Genomic DNA, 17786 nt, shown 5'->3' with positions numbered 1-17786 from the left:
ATCGGAACACCATGTGCGGGATAGTCGGCGTCGTCAGCAAAGCCCCGGTCAATCAACTGATTTATGACGGCCTGCTGCTTTTGCAGCATCGCGGCCAGGATGCCGCGGGCATCGTCACACAGCAGGGGCGCAAGTTCTACATGCACAAGGCCAAGGGCATGGTGCGCGACGTCTTTCGCACCCGCAACATGCGCGCGCTACCGGGCACGGTGGGCCTGGGCCAGGTGCGCTACCCCACGGCAGGCAACGCCTACAGCGAAGACGAAGCCCAGCCGTTCTACGTCAACGCGCCCTTCGGCCTGGTGCTGTCGCATAACGGCAACCTGACCAATGCGGCCGAGCTCAAGGCCGAGCTCTTCAATACCGACCACCGCCACATCAACACCGACAGCGACTCTGAAGTGCTGCTCAACGTGCTGGCGCATGAGCTTGAAAAAACCACACGCGGCCTGCCGCTCAAGCCGGTTGATGTGTTTGCCGCAGTGCGCGGCGTGCACAAGCGTGTGAAGGGCTCTTATGCCGTCGTCGCGCTGATCGCAGGCCACGGCCTGCTGGCGTTTCGCGACCCGTTCGGCATCCGCCCGCTGTGCATTGGCCGCGGCGAGAATGAAAACGGCACCACCGTCATGGTGGCCAGCGAGTCGGTGGCCCTGGAAGGCACCTCGCACCAGTTCGAGCGCGACATCGCGCCCGGCGAAGCCGTGTATGTGGACATGGAAGGTGTGGTGCATGCCGAGCAATGCGCACCCAATGCCAAGCTCAATCCCTGCATCTTTGAATTCGTCTACCTGGCGCGCCCCGACTCGGTTCTGGACGGCATCTCGGTCTACCAGGCCCGCCTGAACCTGGGCGAGACGCTGGCCAAGCGCGTGGTCTCCACCGTGCCACCCAGCGAGATCGATGTGATCATTCCGATCCCCGAATCCAGCCGCCCCAGCGCCACGCAGCTGGCACACCTGCTGGGCATTCCGTATCGCGAAGGTTTCGTCAAGAACCGCTACGTCGGCCGTACCTTCATCATGCCGGGGCAGGGCGTGCGCAAGAAGTCCGTGCGCCAGAAGCTCAATGTGATTGCCAGCGAATTCAAGGGCCGCAACGTGTTGCTGGTGGATGACTCCATCGTGCGCGGCACCACCAGCCGTGAGATCGTGCAGATGGCGCGTGACGCCGGCGCGCGCAAGGTGTATTTGGCCAGCGCGGCGCCGCCGGTACGCTATCCCAACGTATACGGCATCGACATGCCTACGCCAGATGAGCTGGTGGCCCATGGCCGCACGATTGAAGAAATCCGTGAAGTCATTGGTTGCGACGCGCTGATCTACCAGGACGTGGAAGGCATGAAGCGCGCCATCGGCTCACTCAACAGCAAGCTCGACGGCTTTGACGCCTCCTGCTTTGACGGCGTTTACATCACGGGCGACGTGACCGCAGAGACCATCGCGGCGATGAATTCGCAGCGTGGCGACACCGCCGAGAAAATCGGTGAAGACAGCGATGTGGATGTGTCCCGCCTGGCGCTGCCCAATCCGCAAGAAGCCTGAGCCCATGACGAAAAAACAATTGCCCGGCAACCTGCACCGCGATACGCTGGCCGTGCGCGTCGCGCTGGAGCCCAGCCAGCACGGTGAAAACTCCGAAGCGCTGTACCTGACCAGCGGCTTTGTGCAACCCGATGCCGAGACCTCGGCGCGGCGCTTTGCCGACCCTACGGAGGGCTATACCTACGGCCGCACGTCCAACCCGACGGTCACCAGCTTTGAGCGCCGCCTGGCCGCGATGGAGGGCACCGAAGCCGCCATCGGCGCCTCGACCGGTATGGGCGCCATCCTGATGATGTGCATGGGCTTGTTGAAATCCGGCGACCACGTCATCTGCTCGCGTTCCATGTTTGGCTCGACGATCGCCCTGATAGGCCGCGAGTTCGGGAAGTTCGGCGTTGAAACCACGTTTGTGTCGCAGACCGACGTGAGCGAGTGGAAGGCCGCATTGCGACCCGGCACCAAGCTGCTGTTTGCTGAAACACCGACCAATCCGCTGACCGAAGTCTGCGACATCCGGGCGCTGGCTGATCTTGCGCACAGCGTGGGCGCCTTGCTCGCGGTGGACAACTGCTTTTGCTCACCGGCCCTGCAGCGGCCGGTGGAATTCGGCGCTGACCTCATCATGCATTCGGGCACCAAGTACCTCGACGGCCAAGGCCGTGTGATGGCGGGTGCGCTCTGCGGCTCGTCCAAACTCATCGTCGACGTGTTCGGCCCGATCGTGCGCACCGCCGGCATGACGCTCGCGCCCTTCAACGCCTGGGTCGTGCTCAAGGGCCTGGAGACATTGAACATCCGCATGCAGGCACAGAGCGCAAATGCGCTGGCTGTCGCAAAGTGGCTCGAAACGCAGCCCGCGGTTGCGCGCGTTTATTACCCTGGTCTTGAATCGCATCCCCAGCATGAGCTGGCCATGCGCCAGCAATCGGGACTGGGTGGCGCGGTGCTGTCGTTTGACGTGCTTGGCGACACGCCGGAAGCGGCACGCGCCAATGCCTTCAAGGTGATCAACAGCACGCAGGTGCTCAGCATTGCGACCAACCTGGGCGACACCAAGACCATCATCAGCCATTCCGCCACCACGTCGCACGGGCGCCTCAGCGAAGAGCAGCGCCAGGCCGCCGGCATAGGCCAGGGCCTGGTTCGCGTGGCCGTCGGGCTCGACCACGTAGACGACATCAAGGCCGACCTGTCCCGCGGCCTGAGCCTTATCGTATGACTGCATGACTGCCTCAATGACCCAAAAGACAAGAACCCGCTTCGCTCCTTCCCCGACCGGATTCATCCACCTCGGCAATATTCGCTCAGCGCTTTACCCTTGGGCTTTTGCGCGCGCCACCGGCGGTGACTTCGTTCTTCGCATCGAAGACACTGATGTCGAGCGCTCCAGCCAGGAAGCCGTCGACGTGATCATCGAAGGCATGCGCTGGCTGGGCCTGAACCACGATGAAGGCCCGTTCTTCCAGATGCAGCGCATGGACCGCTACAAGGCTGTGCTTGCGCAGATGCAGAAAGATGGCCTGGTCTATCCCTGCTACATGAGCATGGCCGAGCTCGACGCCCTGCGTGAAAAGCAAATGGCCGCCAAGGAGAAGCCGCGTTATGACGGCACCTGGCGCCCGGCGCCCGGCAAGACCTTGCCGCCCGTGCCCGATGGCGTGCAGCCGGTGCTGCGCTTCATGAACCCGCAAGGCGGCAGCGTGGTCTGGGACGACAAGGTCAAGGGCCGCATCGAAATCAGCAACGACGAACTCGACGACCTGGTGATCGCGCGACCCGACGGTACGCCGACCTACAACTTTTGCGTGGTGGTCGACGACATCGACATGGCCATGACCCACGTGATCCGCGGCGACGACCACGTGAACAACACGCCGCGCCAGATCAACATCTTCAAGGCCCTGGGTAAAGAGCCTCCGGTGTACGCCCACCTGCCGACCGTGCTCAACGAGCAGGGCGAAAAACTCAGCAAGCGCAACGGCGCCAAGCCGGTGACGCAGTACGCCGCCGAAGGTTATTTGCCCGACGCCATGGTCAATTACCTGGCGCGCCTGGGCTGGAGCCACGGCGACGACGAAATCTTCAGCCGCGAGCAATTCATTGAATGGTTCAACCTTGATCACCTGGGCAAGAGCGCCGCGCAGTTCGACGAAGCCAAGCTGCGCTGGGTCAATGCCCAACACCTGAAGGCCACTCCTGATGACACACTGGCAACGCTGGTGCAGCCCTTCCTGGCTGCCCAGGGCATTACCGGCGTGGACCCGGTATGGGTGACGCGCGGTTGCGGGCTTTTTAAAGACCGCTGCAGCACACTCGTAGAGCTGGCCGGCTGGCTGCAACTGCTGGTGACCGGGGGCAAGCCCAGTGCTGAGGACATCAGCACGCACGTCACGGAGGCAGTGCGCCCGGCCATTGCAAAACTGAGCAGTTCCCTGGTGGCCTGCGAGTGGAGCAAGGCCGCGATCTCGGCCGCCATCAAACAGGTGCTGGCCGACACCGGCCTGAAGATGCCGCAGCTGGCAATGCCCGTACGCGTGCTGGTCATGGGCACGCCGCAAACCCCGTCCCTCGACGCGATTCTGGAGCTCATGAAGCGCGAAGATGTGGTCTCCCGGCTCAAGCTTGTTTGAGGATTTGAAATAGGCCAATTTTTCGGGCTATAATTCAAGGCTCGACAATTGCAGGGAAACCTCAATAACTTGACGGGGGTATAGCTCAGCTGGGAGAGCGCTTGCATGGCATGCAAGAGGTCAGCGGTTCGATCCCGCTTACCTCCACCAAAAGTTAAAAGTTAGTCGGGAAGAATTTGAAGTTTTGTGGGCCCATGTGAAAGCAGGGGCTCATCCGGAAGTTCCAAGGTTTTGACCCTATCGTCTAGAGGCCTAGGACACCACCCTTTCACGGTGGCTACAGGGGTTCGAATCCCCTTAGGGTCGCCAGCATTCATCGCACCTTGTGTGTGGTGCCCAAGGCGCAAGTTGACAACCGCCGGCCCGCAAGGGCCAAGCGACTTGGCTCGAAAGAGCGAATGTTGTCACTACCAGGAGTGGTAGTTCAGTTGGTTAGAATACCGGCCTGTCACGCCGGGGGTCGCGGGTTCGAGTCCCGTCCACTCCGCCAATATTGATAAGGGTTAGCAGGTAAGTATCTGCTAACCCTTTTCTCTTTTCCGGCCCTTGTTCTTTGACTGCGTCCTCAAGATTGGGTGAGTGGCGCAAAGCAGCGGTATCGGCCTTGCTTTTCTATTGCCGGATTCTTCCATTCCCGCTGACGATCGTCATCTCCACGAAGCGCGAACCATTGCGCATCCCCGGACGAAATCCGATGACATATCCTCCCAGGTCAAAGCTGTCCAGTCCATCCAGAGCGGAAGCAAAACCTTCACGGGTCACACGCGAGCCTTGCCGCCGGGCCGCTTCAACAATCACCTTGGCCGCGATGAAGCCTTCCATCATTGCGTAGCTGATCGGAACATCCTGCGCGCCGGCCGTTGCCGCGATGTCGTTGAACTCCTTGGAAAGCCGATTTGTCAGTTTGTAGGGGCTGGGCGTAACCTGGGCGATCGCGATGCCTTGCATTTGCTCGTCAGAAAGCCGTTTCGCCATCTGCTCAATGTCCGCACCCGAGTGTGCAAACAGCTGAGCCGTTCCTCCGGCCGAGCGGTATTTCTCAATAAAACCGGAAGCTGCGCCTCCACTTGCAATCATGATGATCGCCTGCGGCGAGGCTTGCAGCATGGCGTCAGCGGCGGCAGTCACGCGGCTGGTCCCAGCGTCATAACCCGCCGTTTGCACGATCCTGGCCTTGGCATTCGCCGCTGCTTCCTGTGCGGCGGCGATGAGTGGCGCAGCACCGGGGCCGTTTTCGTAAAACAAGCCAAGCCTGGTGATTCCGACTGTCGCCAGATGCGCCGTGATTCTTGCAAGTTCGTCCCGCAATGTGGCACGCACGCCATAAAGTTGCGGAACGTCCAGATTCAGTTCGGTCGCGCGGAAGCCGACCAGCACGATGTGCTCGCGCTCAAATACGCCCGCGCTAACCAGCTGGGCGATATTGCGGCTTCCAAAATAGCCGGCAAGCACCACGGGCTTGTCCTCGGCCAGAAGCGCGCGCGTTTGGGTGAGTGTTTCATCGGGACGTCCAGCGTCGTCGCGGCGCGCCAGGATGAAGGTGTTTCCGTTGACCCCGCCCGCCTTGTTCACGGCGTTGAAATGCAACTGCATTCCAGCTGCATAGGCGCGGCCCTGGCTCGCGTCAATACCGGTCAACGGCGCCACCTGACCGACTACAAGCTGCGCGGCCAGTATGGACGACGCTATACCGCTTGCGATAACCAGGCCCGCCAAGCGGGCAATCAACTGACCAGTTCTCATTTCCAGTTTCCTTAACGCGGTCCAACTCGCACGTGCAACGCTTTCACCTGTCAAGCCTGAGGCTGTAGATAGTGAATCCAGCCCCACGGGTAACAATCGGAGAAGGCCACGAGGTCCTTGCCGGCCGCCACGTTCAATCGATCCGGATGTTGGAACGCAGGGCAATCACGCGCATGCGGGGCAGCTCGTTTTCGATGCGCGCCGCAACCGTGGCAGCGGGCTCCCAGGCATATTCGAGTCCGTTCGCAACGAGTTTTTCGCGAAGCTCCGGATCTTTCATGGTTTCAGCCAGCGCCTTCTGCAGCTTGGCTTTTACATCCGCCGGCACCCCCTTGGGCGTGGCAATGGCCAGCCAGGAATCGGCCGAGAAACCTTTGAAACCGCTCTCCGCCACAGTCGCCACCGTGGGCATTTGCGTCGCGCGGCTCTCGCCAGTGACGGCGATGGCCTTGATCCTCGGCTTGGCCGCCTTCAGCTGCGGCAGCGCCGCCGCGACGGTGTCAATCGAGAAGGGGATTTGGCCGGCCATCAAGTCGTTCATCGCCGGTGCGCTGCCTTTGTAAGCGATGTGCTGCAGCTTGATGCCAGCGGCGCTCCACAGCATTTCGCCGGCGAAGTGCCCTGTGGTGCCGTTGCCGAACGACCCGTACACGTACTTGTCCGGCGCGGCGCGCACTGCTGTTATGAGTTGCTTCAGGTCGTTGATCGGGACATCGGCGTTGGCCAGCAAAACAAGGGGAACGCGCGCCACCATCCCGACAGGCTCGAAACTCTTGATCGGGTCGTAAGGCAGCTTGGGCATGAGCGCTGGATTCACCGTGAAGGTGGAACCAGAGCTGATCAGCAGCGTGTAGCCGTCCGGCGCCGCCTTGGCAACAAAAGCGGCGCCGACGACGGTGCCGGCGCCCGGGCGGTTGTCGATGACCACCGGCTGGCCCAGTCGTTCAGCCAGTTTCTTGGCGACCAGCCGCCCGGCGATGTCGGTGGCACCGCCCGGCGGAAAAGGAATGACCAGTTGGACCGGCTTGGACGGATAGCCCTGCGCGTGAACGCTGGCCCATGGGGCCAGCAAGACCAGCGCCATGGCCAGGAAGAAGCGCTTCTCATACCTTGGGTTCATCATCGTATTGCTCCTCTTTGATACGGCATGGGCCGCGTTGATCAACCATTGCGAAACAGGAAACTGCAGGCATTGCGTTTCGGGATATCCAGAATTCCCAAGCGGCAAAGTTGGAGGGCATGTCGGAAATCCGCTTGAGGAGTCAAGGAAAGTCTATCGCCGAGGCCACGCAACAGGGTTGCAACATGATTGACTTTTGAGATCAATTATTTGAATAATTGAATTCAGAAATTTGGAGAAGTGTGTGATTAAAGAAAAAAGAGAAATAAAAGTGCGTTTACAGAATGAAACAACTACCCCGCGACCTGACCTGGACCGGGTTGATCGAGTGATCCTGCGCTTGCTCCAGCGCGATGCATCGATCTCCAATGTGGCACTGGCAGCCAAGGTGCACCTGAGCCCCGCAGCCTGCTTGCGCCGGGTGGAGCGCCTGAAGTCGATGGGCCTGGTACAGCGCATCGTCGCGTTGCTCAATCCTGCTTCGCTGAACCTTGGCATGCTGGTCGTGATCGGCGTGGTGTTGGACCGGTCCACACCGCAGTCCTTCGCCGACTTCGAAAAAGCGGTGCAGAAGGTGCCGGGCTGCCTGGAATGCGTGGTGGTGACGGGCGAGTTCGACTATTTCGTCACCGTCCGCACGCAGGACAACGAATCGTTTAACCGCCTGCATGCCGCGGAGCTGCTCTACCTCCCGGGGGTGCGGCAGATCCGCACCTTCGTCGTGCTGAAGCAGGTGCTCTCAACGACGGAATTGCCTGTTATGTAGTGTTCAGGGTGTTGACAATCCCGATGAAGGTTGAAGCGCACCCGACCATGGACAACGCGCATTGCCACGAGTGGTACCGGCACGCACCGTCGGTTCTTCAAGCCTGCCTTGAGGCTGCGGGCTTGAAGCTGGGGCGCCACCGGCCCCACAATGCACCCATGCGCAAACATTTCTCCGAAACCACGGGACCGCAGCGTCTCACCCTGGGTCTGGTGGCCGGGCTGGTGGTGGCGGCCTTACCGTTGCCCCTGGGCTGGCAGTTTTGCGGCCTGCTGGGCTGGTGTGCCGGAGTCGGCGTTTACCTGTGGCTGGCCTGGTGGCTGTGCGTGCGTTTCGACGCCAAACGCACGCGCGAGCGCGCGCAGGCACAAGATGAGCCCAGCGTGGTCCTGTTTTTGCTGATGCTGCTGGCTACCATGGCCTGCGTCGCGGCCATCACGGTCATGATGCAGCAGTCCAAAAATCTGTCAGGGATGGAGCGCACGCTGCGCATCGTGTTGTCAGTCGCGGCACTGGCCGCCTCCTGGCTGTTCATGCAGACCATTTATGCGTTTCGCTACGCGCACCGCTATTACCACGAGGAAAAACTCGGAGAGCCCGATGGGCCTGGCCTGTGTTTTCCCGGAGGGCTGGATCCGGACTATTTCGATTTTTTGTACTACGCCCACGTGGTCGGCATGACCTCGCAGGTCTCCGACGTGCAGGTCACCTCGCGCGAGATGCGCCGTCTCACGCTGGTGCACAGCGTGCTGTCGTTCGGCTTCAATATGCTGATCCTGGCGCTTAGCATCAATGTGGTGGCGGGCGCGTTGCAGTAGGGCCAGCCAGACGTCGCGAAGTCCCTAATGGATCATATGGGGCTGGCCTTTGCGGCATCTTTGCCCGGTTTTGCAAGTTCATACAGGCGCTGCTCCGCCAGCAGATTTCTGACATTTGCCTCAAATGCCTTTTTAAGGAACTCAGGCACGCTGCCGGAAGTAATTTCCGGAGCGTTGAAAGACCCATCTGTCGTGGTTTCAAAAACAACTTTTCCGGAGGCTGTGCTAAAGACTTGCCAGCGAACCTGCAGGTAAGTGGAACCCTTTAGCTTGCCGGTAATGCCGATATCTGCATTTGGGCTGCCGGAGAAAGGAAAGCAGAGATTGGACTCGTATTTTTCAATGGCTCCAGCGACAAGCAACTCCGCATTCGCAACGGTCTTGTCAACAAACAGGGCTTTTGGGTCGCCCGCAACCTTGTAGTTGGACTGAGTGAACTCTTTGCGAAAGGCATCCTTGAATTCGTCATCTGTCAGGTTGATTCTTCCGCCGCGCCAGTCGACCGAGTTGCCCGTGAAGCAGCTCCAGCCGTACTGGATATTCAGAACCCGGCTGCCAAGTGGAACTTGCGTGACCACCTGTGTAAGGAGGAAGCTTTTCGCATTGGCATCATTGGGTCCTGCTATCACTGCCTTCTGTTGAGCCGTTGTTGTCGGTGGAATTGCACATGCCATCAGTGATGCCGTGGATATCGCAATGAGCAGGTATTGATAGTTCATATTTTGTATAGGCCTGGAGTTCGAGTCAGGTACGGATTGGGTAAGGTTTAGGCCGCACTTTGCCACCGCGCGCCTAGCCATGCCCCGAAAAAAAAAGAAACCGGCAGCCCCAACGACCATAAGGCAATGCGCCAGGCGGCCGAGGTTGCCGGAAACTGCCCGAAGAATACATAGGCGTGTTGACACGTATGACGGAAGGATCTGCGGATTGGACTGAGGCATCCACAAGATCCGGTTCCAGCATTACAGCGCCGAGCCAGGTGATCGTGAGCAAAAAAGCGCCTATCAGGAGGCCGCGCCAGGTAGCGCGCTTTGGTTGCTGCGACTCTTCAGGGTGGGAACTTGACATGAGGTGGGTGGCAGATTGTGCGGCCTGACGTTTAGCATGGGCGTGTCGTTGACGGACAACGAAGCTGTCGGCTGGGCGTTCGCTCGAAACAGGGATTGGGCATCAGTTTCGCTGGATTCACGTTGTTGAAGTCGATCAAGTGGTGCGGCGCCAGGTCGACTGGCCATGAACGTCGAACTGCTGCATGCGAGTCGATCTGGTTGTTTGAATCGGATGGTTGGAGCCACGATTCTCACCCAACCCGGGAGACGCGCATATTTACAGCTGAAACAGCTGCTTTTTGAGCGCCATCTTTTCCTTCTTGCGCAGGCTCGCTTCGGATTTGCGGTGCGAGCCGGCCTTGCGCTGCGACGCCGGCGCCACCAGAGGGTTGCGAGGCTTGGGCGCGGTCAGCTTGAGCTTGGTCTTGCGGGCCGAAGTCATCCTTGCGTCGGGCCTTTGCGGCCCAGCTTGAGCAGGCCGGTCGACAGCGCCGTGCCGCACACAATCACCACGGCGCAGATCACCATCCAGGCCGTCACATGCTCACCGAGGAAGATCACGCCATAGATCACGGCAAACACCGGCACCAGGAAGGTGACCGACAGCGCGCGCGGCGGGCCGGCGTTTTCGATCAGGCGGAAAAACAAAATATAGGCCAGCCCAGTGCAGACCACACCTACGGCCAGCAGCGCCAGCCAGGCATGCGCGCCCGGCATCTGCGCCGGCCACAGCCAGGCGGCCGGCAGGGCCAGGCCCAGTGTGGCGCCAATCTGGCTGCCCGCCGCAGTGACCAGCGGCGGCATGCCTGACAGATAACGTTTGGTGTAACTGGCGGATATGCCGTAGCAGAGGCAGGCAAACAGGCAGGCCAGCACGGCCCAGCCCGGTGCTACACCCGAGGCATCGGGCTTGAAGGTGGCTTTGTCCCAGGCCAGCATGGCGACGCCGGCAAAACCCACGAAGAGGCCCAGGATGCGCGAGGCATTGGGTTTGTCCTTGAGCCACAGCCAGGCGATCAGTGCGCCGAACATGGGGACGGTGGCGTTGAGGATGGCCGACAGGCCCGTGGTGATGGACAGCAGTGCAAACGAAAAACATGCAAACGGAATGCCTGAATTGAGCACGCCGATGAAAAAAATCCGTTTCCAGTTTTTCTTCAGGTGAGGCAACAGGCCGCGCAGCCACACGATGGGCAACAAAAACAACGCCGCAATGCCCACGCGCACTGCGGCGGTGGGCAGGGGACCGAACTCCACCGTGCTGATGCGCATGAAGAGGAAGGACGAGCCCCAGATGGCGGCCAGCATCACAAAATCGGCAGCCCAGTTTTTGGGCTTGGTGAGGGCCGCACCCACCGGCGCAGCGATACCGGAGGGACTGGAACTCACAGCGTGTTCTCCTGAAGTGCGCCTTCGAGTTTAAGCAAGGCGGTTTTGCGGTGCAGGCCGCCTGCGTAGCCTGTGAGTGAGCCATCGGAGCCCAGCACCCGGTGGCAGGGCACGATCACGCTGACCGGGTTGCGCCCGACTGCTGCGCCCACGGCGCGCACGGCTTGCGGCTTGCCGATACGCTGGCTCACCTGGCCGTAGCTGAGGGTGCCGCCCTGCGGAATGGCCAGCAGCGCCTGCCATACCGACTGCTGGAAGGCCGTTCCGTGACCCAGGTCCAGCGGCAGGTCGAATTCGGTGCGTGTGCCGGCATAGTATTCCGTGAGTTGCTTGATGGTCTGCCTGAGCACCGGGTGGTCCGGGTCTTCGCGCCACACATAAGGTTTCACGAGTTGCGGCGGCAGGTGACGCTGGCCGGCAAACCAGGTGCCGGCCAGGCCTTTGTCAGTCGCGGCAATGATCATTTCCCCCAGGGGGCTGTGGAAGGTCGTCTGGACGACGGAGTTGTCGAATTTCATCTTGTTCACCTTTGAATGGTTTCGAGTTTCTGCCTTATCAGGTCTTTTTCGGGCCTGAATAGGCGGCTTAAGCTGACTTGTCTCTTTTACGGGCAAAGACTGGCTCGATCATTCACCGGCGATGTTCGCGCCAAGGCGCTGGACCGTCCAATGAAATCGAAGCGCTGCATTCATTCCCCGAACGCATGAATCGGCATGTTGTCGCTATTGCGCCGTCAGCCGGGGCGCTCGAGCGTGCCGCTCCAGGCGCGTATCACCGCGTAGCTGCGCCAGGGTTTCCATGCATCCGAGGCCAGCTCAGCCTCCCGTGCCGGGTTCTTTTTTTCCTGCACACCCAGCGCCTTGTGTAGCGCCACATCGCCTGAAGGAAACGCATCGGGCCAGCGCAATGTCCGCATGGCTATGTATTGCGCCGTCCAGTCACCGATGCCGGGCAACCCTTTAAGCGTAGCCACCGTCGTGTTGATGTCGGCGCCACTGTGCAATTGAAGGCGTTTTTCTGCCACTGCCTGCGCGATTCCCACGATGGCGGCCTGGCGCTGCCTGACGATGCCCAGTTGCCCGAGCGCATCGCCACTGGCTGCGGCCAGTACGGCCGGGGCGGGAAAGAGGCGCGTCAGCTGTGGCCACGGTGTTTCCACGGGTTCGCCAAAACGGTCCACCATGCGCTGCGCCAGCGTGCGCGCGGCGGCCACGGTGATCTGCTGGCCCAGCACGGCGCGCACCGCCAGCTCGTAGCCATCCAGCGCGCCTGGCACTCGCAGGCCGTCGCCTTCGGGAAAACTGTCGTGCAGTACGCTGTTGATGGTGGCCGGATCAGCGTCCAGGTCAAAGGTGGTGCGCACGCGGCGTATCACCAGCGGCAACACTTCGCGCAGCGAATCGCTGACGCGCAGCACCAACTGCGAACGGCTTTCATCAAAGCTTGCGAGCAGCCAGCCGGCATGCAGCTTGCCGCCCGACTCGATGCTGAAAGTCCGGCCCAGAGCGGGCTGCGCAGCGTCCGCGTCAATGAATTCAATGGCACTGATGCAGCGCTTGCTGAAGAAGGCCAGCATCGCCTGCACGTCATAGGGCGGGCGGTAGCCCAGCCGCACGATGACGCCTTCGCCCACCTCGCCGACCCGGGCCGGGCCCTGGCGCCGAAGCTGCGTGGGGTTGAGTTTGTAGTGCTCCACAAAGGCAGCATTAAAGCGCCGCACGCTGGCAAAACCGCTGATCAGCGCAATCTGCGTGATGGGCAGATTGGTGTCGGCCAGCAATTGTTTGGCCGTGTGCAGCCTGTGCGTCTGCAGGTATTGCATGGGCGAGACGCCGAACTGTGCCTCGAAAATCCGTCGCACGTGGCGATCGCTCACGCCCAGCCTGGCGGCCAGCTTTTCTACAGAAGGTGCTTCCTCGGTCCACACCTCGGGCTCATCCAGCAGGCGCGCCGCCTGGTGCGCCAGGATGTAGGACGCATCCTGTATTGACCACACCACTGAATGCGGCGCCAGCTCGGGCCGGCAGCGCAGGCAGGGACGAAAGCCCGCGCTCTCGGCCTGGGCAGCGTGGTGAAAGAAGCGGCAGTTTTCGCGCTTGGGGGTTTTCACGCTGCAGACCGGGCGGCAATAGATGCCGGTGGAGGTCACACCGGTGAAAAAGCTGCCGTCAAACCGGGCGTCCCGCGCCTTCAGGGCAAGGTAGCAGTCGTTGTCGGCAAGAGGGGTGGTTTCGCGGTTCATGAGGGAAATGATACGCCGCAGCAGGCTGTTGACTAGCCGTTTTCGGACATGTCCCTTTGGTCGAAAAAGCCTTCAAAATTCCTGTCCAGGCTAGCTGTTTTTTGCCTCGTTGGAGACCGGTTAGATACCACTTTGGCGAAGCTTTCCATAGTCTGAACGGGCCCCCTGGAAACGGTGGCGGCCTACAGTTCGCGAAAGGACCGCCCCCTACAATCAAACCCATCAAATTGAAGGATCTCGCCGATGCAAATCAACCCGTCCATCTTCAAGGCCTACGACATCCGCGGTGTCGTGCCCTCCACCATCCATGAGGAAATGGCCGAGGCGCTGGGCAAGGCTTTTGGCATGGCGGCGCTGGCCGAAGGTGAGAAATCCGTGGCGGTAGGCCGTGACGGGCGCCTCAGCGGGCCATCGCTCAGTGCAGCGCTGATGCGCGGCCTGGCCGCGGTGGGGATGGAAGTGATCGACGTCGGCATGGTGACCACCCCCATGCTGTACTTTGCGGCCAGCACCCTCACGGCTTCCGGTATCCAGGTCACAGGCAGTCACAACCCCAAGGACTACAACGGCTTCAAGATGGTGCTGGCAGGCCGCGCCATTTATGGCGAAGAAATCCAGGCGCTGCGCCGCGCGATGGAAGGCGAGACATGGGTGTTGCCGTCCCAGGCCGGCGCCATTCGCCAGGTCGATGTTGAAACGGCCTACCGCGACCGCATCGTGTCCGGCATCAAGCTCGAGCGTCCGCTCAAAATCGTTATCGACTCTGGCAACGGCATAGCCGGCGCTTCGGCGCCTGCGATCTTTCGCGCGCTCGGCTGCGAGGTGACCGAACTCTTCAGTGAAGTGGACGGCAATTTCCCCAACCACCACCCCGACCCCAGCAAGCCCGAAAATCTGCAGGATTTGATCAAGGCCCTGCAAAGCGGCAAGGCCGAACTGGGCCTGGCCTTTGACGGCGACGGCGACCGCCTCGGCATCGTCACCAAAGACGGCCAGAACATTTACCCCGACCGGCAGATGATGCTGTTTGCCCGCGACGTGCTCTCACGCGTGCCGGGCGGCACCATCTTGTTCGACGTGAAATGCTCGCAGCGCCTGGCGCCCGAGATCGAGGCCGCTGGTGGTGTGCCGTTGATGTACAAGACCGGCCACTCACTCATCAAGGCGAAGATGAAAGAAGTCGATTCGCCGCTGGGCGGCGAAATGAGCGGCCATATCTTCTTCAAGGAGCGCTGGTACGGCTTTGACGACGGCACTTACGCCGGCGCGCGCTTGCTGGAAATCCTGAGCCGCGTGCCCGACGCCGGCATCGTGCTCAATGCCCTGCCTACCAGCTTCAGCACGCCCGAACTGAACGTGGCCTGCAAGGAAGGCGAGCCGCACACGGTGGTGGAGGCCTTGATCAAATCCGCGAAATTCGCGGCGCCTGCCAGGATCTCGACGATTGATGGCGTGCGCGTTGACTGGCCCGACGGCTTTGGATTGATCCGTGCATCCAACACCACGCCGGTGCTGGTGCTGCGCTTTGAGGGCCACACCCAAAAGGCACTGGAGCGCATCGAGACCGACATGCTGACCTTGTTGCGGAGCGTCAAGCCCGGCGCCAGCTTCGCTGCCGCCTCACATTAAGCTCACCCCCTTCCAGACTCACTGCGTGTAGTCTGTTCCCCCCTCGAGGGGGCGGCGCCTGGGGCCGGCAAAGCCGGACCCTCGGCCCCCACTGGTGAAATACCTCCGTTAGTTACGCCCATTGAACTCTTCAAGCCAGCGGGTGCAGCGGAACCGGCTTTGCCGGGCCGCAGGCACCGTCCCCTGCAAGGGGAAAAGGGCTACACGCAGTGAGCCCGATAGGGGTGTGCCAGTTTTTCGGCTTTGCCGGGCCACAGGCGGGCGGCCCCCTCGGGGGGCAGGGAGTTACGCGAAGCGAACGACCGTGGGGGCCTAAAATACCTCATGAAAATTCTCCTGGTCAAGCTGTCCTCCCTGGGCGACGTGGTGCACACCCTGCCGGTAGTGCAGGACATCCACGCCGCGCTCCCGGACGCGCAGATTGACTGGGTAGTGGAAAAGGCCTTTGCCCCCTTGCTGGCGCGCCACAAAGGTCTGCACCGCGTGATTCCCTGTGAGATCCGGCGCTGGCGCAAATCATTCTGGACGCTGGCAACGCGAAACGAATGGCGTGCCTTCCAGCGCGAACTTCAACGTGAGGCCTATGACGCCGTCATCGACCTGCAGGGCTTGACCAAGTCGGCGCTGGTGGCGCGGCTTGCCGCGCTGGCGCCGGGCGGCAAACGCTACGCGCTGGCCAACCAGACCGAGGGCTCGGGCTATGAAGCGCCTACCCGCTGGGTGGCCGACATGGCCATCACCCTCCCACCGCATATTCACGCGGTGCAGCGCTCGCGCGAGCTGGCGGCGCGCGCGCTGGGCTACACCCTGAAAGGCGCGCCGGATTTTGGATTAAAAATACCTGCAGCCCTTGAGGGACGGGCGCAAGCAGCTACTGAAAAGATAGCACCTGCAGCGTCGAAAGGCCGGGTGGTACTGGTCCACGGCACCTCGCGCGCCGACAAGGAGTGGCCGCTGGACCACTGGATCACCTTGGGGCGGCGCCTCCATGCGGCCGGCTACCCGGTGGCACTGGCGCACGGCAACGCACACGAGCTGGCCACCAGCCAGGCCATTGCGCAGGCGCTGACCAAAACCGCCGCGGACAGCGCCCTGGTGCTGCCTCTGCTGCCGCTCGACGCGCTCACTGAAGCGCTGGCGCAGTGCGCCGGTGTCATTGGTGTCGACAGCGGTGTCAGCCATATTGCCGTGGCGCTGGATTTGCCGCATGTGCAGATCTACAACTTCGACACGGCGTGGCGCACCGGCCCCGGCACCCTTGGCCACGGGGGGCGGCAGGTCAGCGTGTTTGCGCGCCCGGCACCCACGGTGGAAACCGTCTGGCAGGCCTGGCTGGCTTGCTGGGCGGTGAGCAGCCCCACCCGTGCCGGCGGGGCGAAATGAGTGCGCTGGCCCTGAAACTTTATTCGCTTCTGATGTGGCTGGGTCAGCCGCTGCTGCGCCGCAAATTGGCGCGCCGCGGCAGGCAGGAGCCCGGCTACCTTCAGGCGGTGCAGGAACGCTTTGGCCACTACACCCAGCCGGTGGAAACCGCCTCTGAGCTGGTTTGGCTGCATGCCGTTTCGCTCGGCGAAACGCGCACGGCGGCCATGCTGCTCAAGGCGCTGCGCGCGCAACACCCCGGCTTGCGTATTTTGCTGACGCATGGCACGGCCACCGGACGTGCCGAGGGCGTGGCCCTGCTGCAGCCCGGCGACGTGCAGGTATGGCAGCCCTGGGACAGCCCGGGCGCAGTGGCGCGGTTTTTTGGCCACTTCAAGCCACGCCTGGGCCTGCTGATGGAAACCGAGATCTGGCCCAACATGGTGGCCGCAGCCCAGGCGCGTGCCATGCCGCTGGTGCTGGTGAACGGCAGGTTGTCTGAAAAATCCCTGCAGCAGGCGCTGAAAATGTCGCCGCTGTCGTTTCCGGCTTACGCGGCGTTGTCTGCGGTGTATGCCCAGACCGATGACGACGCCCGGCGCTTTCGCCAGGCGGGTGCTGCGGTGAGCGGCGTGTTCGGCAACCTCAAATTTGACGCTTCGCCCGACGACGCCCAGCTGGAAAAAGGCAAGGTCTGGCGCCGGACGCTCGGGCTTCCGGTGCTTATGTTTGCCAGCTCACGTGAAGGCGAAGAGCAGGAATTTTTAAAGCAATTAAGTGCCACAGCCCAATCTGAGCGGGCGCAACAAGCTATCAATTTTGTAGCAAATGAATTGCAGGCAGAAGCACACAAGGAGGGGCCGGGAAGCCAGTTCAGGGTGTTGCTGGTGCCGCGCCACCCGCAACGCGTCAATGAGGTGGAGGCTCTGGTGCAGCAGCACGGCCTGCGCGTCTCGCGCCGCTCGCACTGGCCCGATACGGCGGGCGGTCCGGCCGTGAACGACGATGCGCTGCATGCGGATGTGTGGCTGGGCGACTCGCTGGGTGAAATGGCGCTGTATTACGCGATGAGCGATGTCGCCTTGCTGGGCGGCAGCTTCGCGCCGCTGGGCGGGCAAAACCTGATCGAGGCGGCTGCCTGTGGCTGCCCGGTCGTGATGGGCCCCCATACCTTCAACTTCACCGAAGCCGCCGAGCTGGCCATCGAGGCCGGTGCAGCCCGGCGTGTGGTCGACATGGAGCAGGGCGTGCGTGCCGCCCGAAAGCTGATGGACAAACCCGAAGCACGCGCAGCCTCCGTGGCGGCCGGGTTGGCCTTCGCCGACCGCAATCGGGGCGCCACGGTGAAGACGGTGAGTGCGCTCGAGAGCTTTTTGGCAGCCCCAGCGAAGTAAGGCCACACCATGACCGAACCATCCAAAACCAAACTACGGGTACCGATCTGGTTCTGGATGCTGCTCTTCATGGCCGCGTGCCTCTTCGGTTTCGGCACCTACG

15 protein-coding genes and 3 tRNA genes are annotated in these 17786 nt (G+C 61.8%); 11 read left to right on the top strand and 7 right to left on the bottom strand.

All coding sequences use genetic code 11. The annotated features are described in order from the left end of the window. Positions 1-11: 11 nt before the first annotated feature. The 6 genes from purF (at position 12) to AC1DWQ_RS01565 (ending at position 4661) form a co-directional block, all read left to right on the top strand. A complete protein-coding gene (purF, locus tag AC1DWQ_RS01590; protein WP_477668070.1) occupies positions 12-1541 on the top strand; it encodes an amidophosphoribosyltransferase in 1530 nt (509 codons plus the stop codon). Positions 1542-1545: 4 nt separating this feature from the next. Beyond that, positions 1546-2760 (top strand): O-succinylhomoserine sulfhydrylase, encoded by a 1215-nt coding sequence (locus AC1DWQ_RS01585; RefSeq protein WP_477668069.1) that lies wholly within the window; start codon positions 1546-1548, stop codon positions 2758-2760. A gap of 16 nt (positions 2761-2776) precedes the next feature. Further along, positions 2777-4171, top strand: coding sequence for a glutamate--tRNA ligase (gene gltX, locus AC1DWQ_RS01580; protein WP_477668068.1), 1395 nt, complete (start codon positions 2777-2779; stop codon positions 4169-4171). 74 nt (positions 4172-4245) lie between these two features. After that, positions 4246-4321, top strand: a tRNA-Ala gene (locus AC1DWQ_RS01575). Between the two features lie 83 nt (positions 4322-4404). Further along, positions 4405-4480: transfer RNA gene (locus AC1DWQ_RS01570), tRNA-Glu, on the top strand. Between the two features lie 104 nt (positions 4481-4584). Next, positions 4585-4661, top strand: a tRNA-Asp gene (locus AC1DWQ_RS01565). 122 nt (positions 4662-4783) lie between these two features. Here the strand turns inward: AC1DWQ_RS01565 and AC1DWQ_RS01560 are convergent. Continuing rightward, positions 4784-5914 carry an ABC transporter substrate-binding protein gene (locus AC1DWQ_RS01560; protein ID WP_477668905.1) on the bottom strand — a complete coding sequence of 377 codons (1131 nt, stop codon included), beginning with the start codon at positions 5912-5914 and terminating at the stop codon, positions 4784-4786. 133 nt (positions 5915-6047) lie between these two features. Then, positions 6048-7034, bottom strand: a complete 987-nt coding sequence (locus AC1DWQ_RS01555; RefSeq protein ID WP_477668904.1) for a Bug family tripartite tricarboxylate transporter substrate binding protein — start codon at positions 7032-7034, stop codon at positions 6048-6050. A 271-nt stretch (positions 7035-7305) separates the two neighbouring features. Between AC1DWQ_RS01555 and AC1DWQ_RS01550 the strand changes: the two genes are divergently transcribed. Together AC1DWQ_RS01550 and AC1DWQ_RS01545 are read left to right on the top strand one after the other, a co-directional pair. After that, the gene (locus AC1DWQ_RS01550; protein WP_477646422.1) at positions 7306-7800 is read left to right on the top strand and encodes an Lrp/AsnC family transcriptional regulator; all 495 of its coding nucleotides are present in this window, start codon (positions 7306-7308) and stop codon (positions 7798-7800) included. A 158-nt stretch (positions 7801-7958) separates the two neighbouring features. Beyond that, positions 7959-8618, top strand: coding sequence for a DUF1345 domain-containing protein (locus AC1DWQ_RS01545; protein WP_477668067.1), 660 nt, complete (start codon positions 7959-7961; stop codon positions 8616-8618). 32 nt (positions 8619-8650) lie between these two features. On the opposite strand, the gene AC1DWQ_RS01540 is transcribed toward AC1DWQ_RS01545, so the two are convergent. The 5 genes from AC1DWQ_RS01540 to AC1DWQ_RS01520 form a co-directional block, all read right to left on the bottom strand. After that, entirely contained in the window at positions 8651-9337 is a 687-nt protein-coding gene (locus AC1DWQ_RS01540; protein WP_477668066.1) for a hypothetical protein, read from the bottom strand. 607 nt (positions 9338-9944) lie between these two features. Continuing rightward, positions 9945-10109: a hypothetical protein gene (locus AC1DWQ_RS01535; protein WP_477668065.1), complete on the bottom strand. Its 165-nt coding sequence runs from the start codon at positions 10107-10109 to the stop codon at positions 9945-9947. Then, positions 10106-11056 (bottom strand): DMT family transporter, encoded by a 951-nt coding sequence (locus tag AC1DWQ_RS01530; protein WP_477668064.1) that lies wholly within the window; start codon positions 11054-11056, stop codon positions 10106-10108. The genes AC1DWQ_RS01535 and AC1DWQ_RS01530 overlap by 4 nt, the downstream gene beginning before the upstream one ends. Further along, entirely contained in the window at positions 11053-11574 is a 522-nt protein-coding gene (locus tag AC1DWQ_RS01525; RefSeq protein ID WP_477668063.1) for a methylated-DNA--[protein]-cysteine S-methyltransferase, read from the bottom strand. Before AC1DWQ_RS01525 ends, AC1DWQ_RS01530 begins: the two co-directional genes overlap by 4 nt. A 215-nt stretch (positions 11575-11789) precedes the next feature. Continuing rightward, a complete protein-coding gene (locus AC1DWQ_RS01520) occupies positions 11790-13298 on the bottom strand; it encodes a DNA-3-methyladenine glycosylase 2 family protein (RefSeq protein ID WP_477668062.1) in 1509 nt (502 codons plus the stop codon). Between the two features lie 243 nt (positions 13299-13541). On the opposite strand from AC1DWQ_RS01520, the gene AC1DWQ_RS01515 reads away from it, so the two are divergent. The 3 genes from AC1DWQ_RS01515 (at position 13542) to AC1DWQ_RS01505 (ending at position 17683) form a co-directional block, all read left to right on the top strand. Continuing rightward, positions 13542-14927 (top strand): phosphomannomutase/phosphoglucomutase, encoded by a 1386-nt coding sequence (locus AC1DWQ_RS01515; protein WP_477668061.1) that lies wholly within the window; start codon positions 13542-13544, stop codon positions 14925-14927. 324 nt (positions 14928-15251) lie between these two features. Beyond that, positions 15252-16310 (top strand): lipopolysaccharide heptosyltransferase I, encoded by a 1059-nt coding sequence (waaC, locus tag AC1DWQ_RS01510; protein WP_477668060.1) that lies wholly within the window; start codon positions 15252-15254, stop codon positions 16308-16310. Beyond that, positions 16307-17683, top strand: coding sequence for a 3-deoxy-D-manno-octulosonic acid transferase (locus AC1DWQ_RS01505; protein WP_477668059.1), 1377 nt, complete (start codon positions 16307-16309; stop codon positions 17681-17683). Before waaC ends, AC1DWQ_RS01505 begins: the two co-directional genes overlap by 4 nt. Positions 17684-17786: the final 103 nt, after the last annotated feature.

It is taken from the genome of Polaromonas sp. P2_G11, assembly GCF_056403595.1.
Note: the sequence above shows the minus strand (reverse complement) of the source record. Positions and strands in the feature narration are given on the sequence as shown.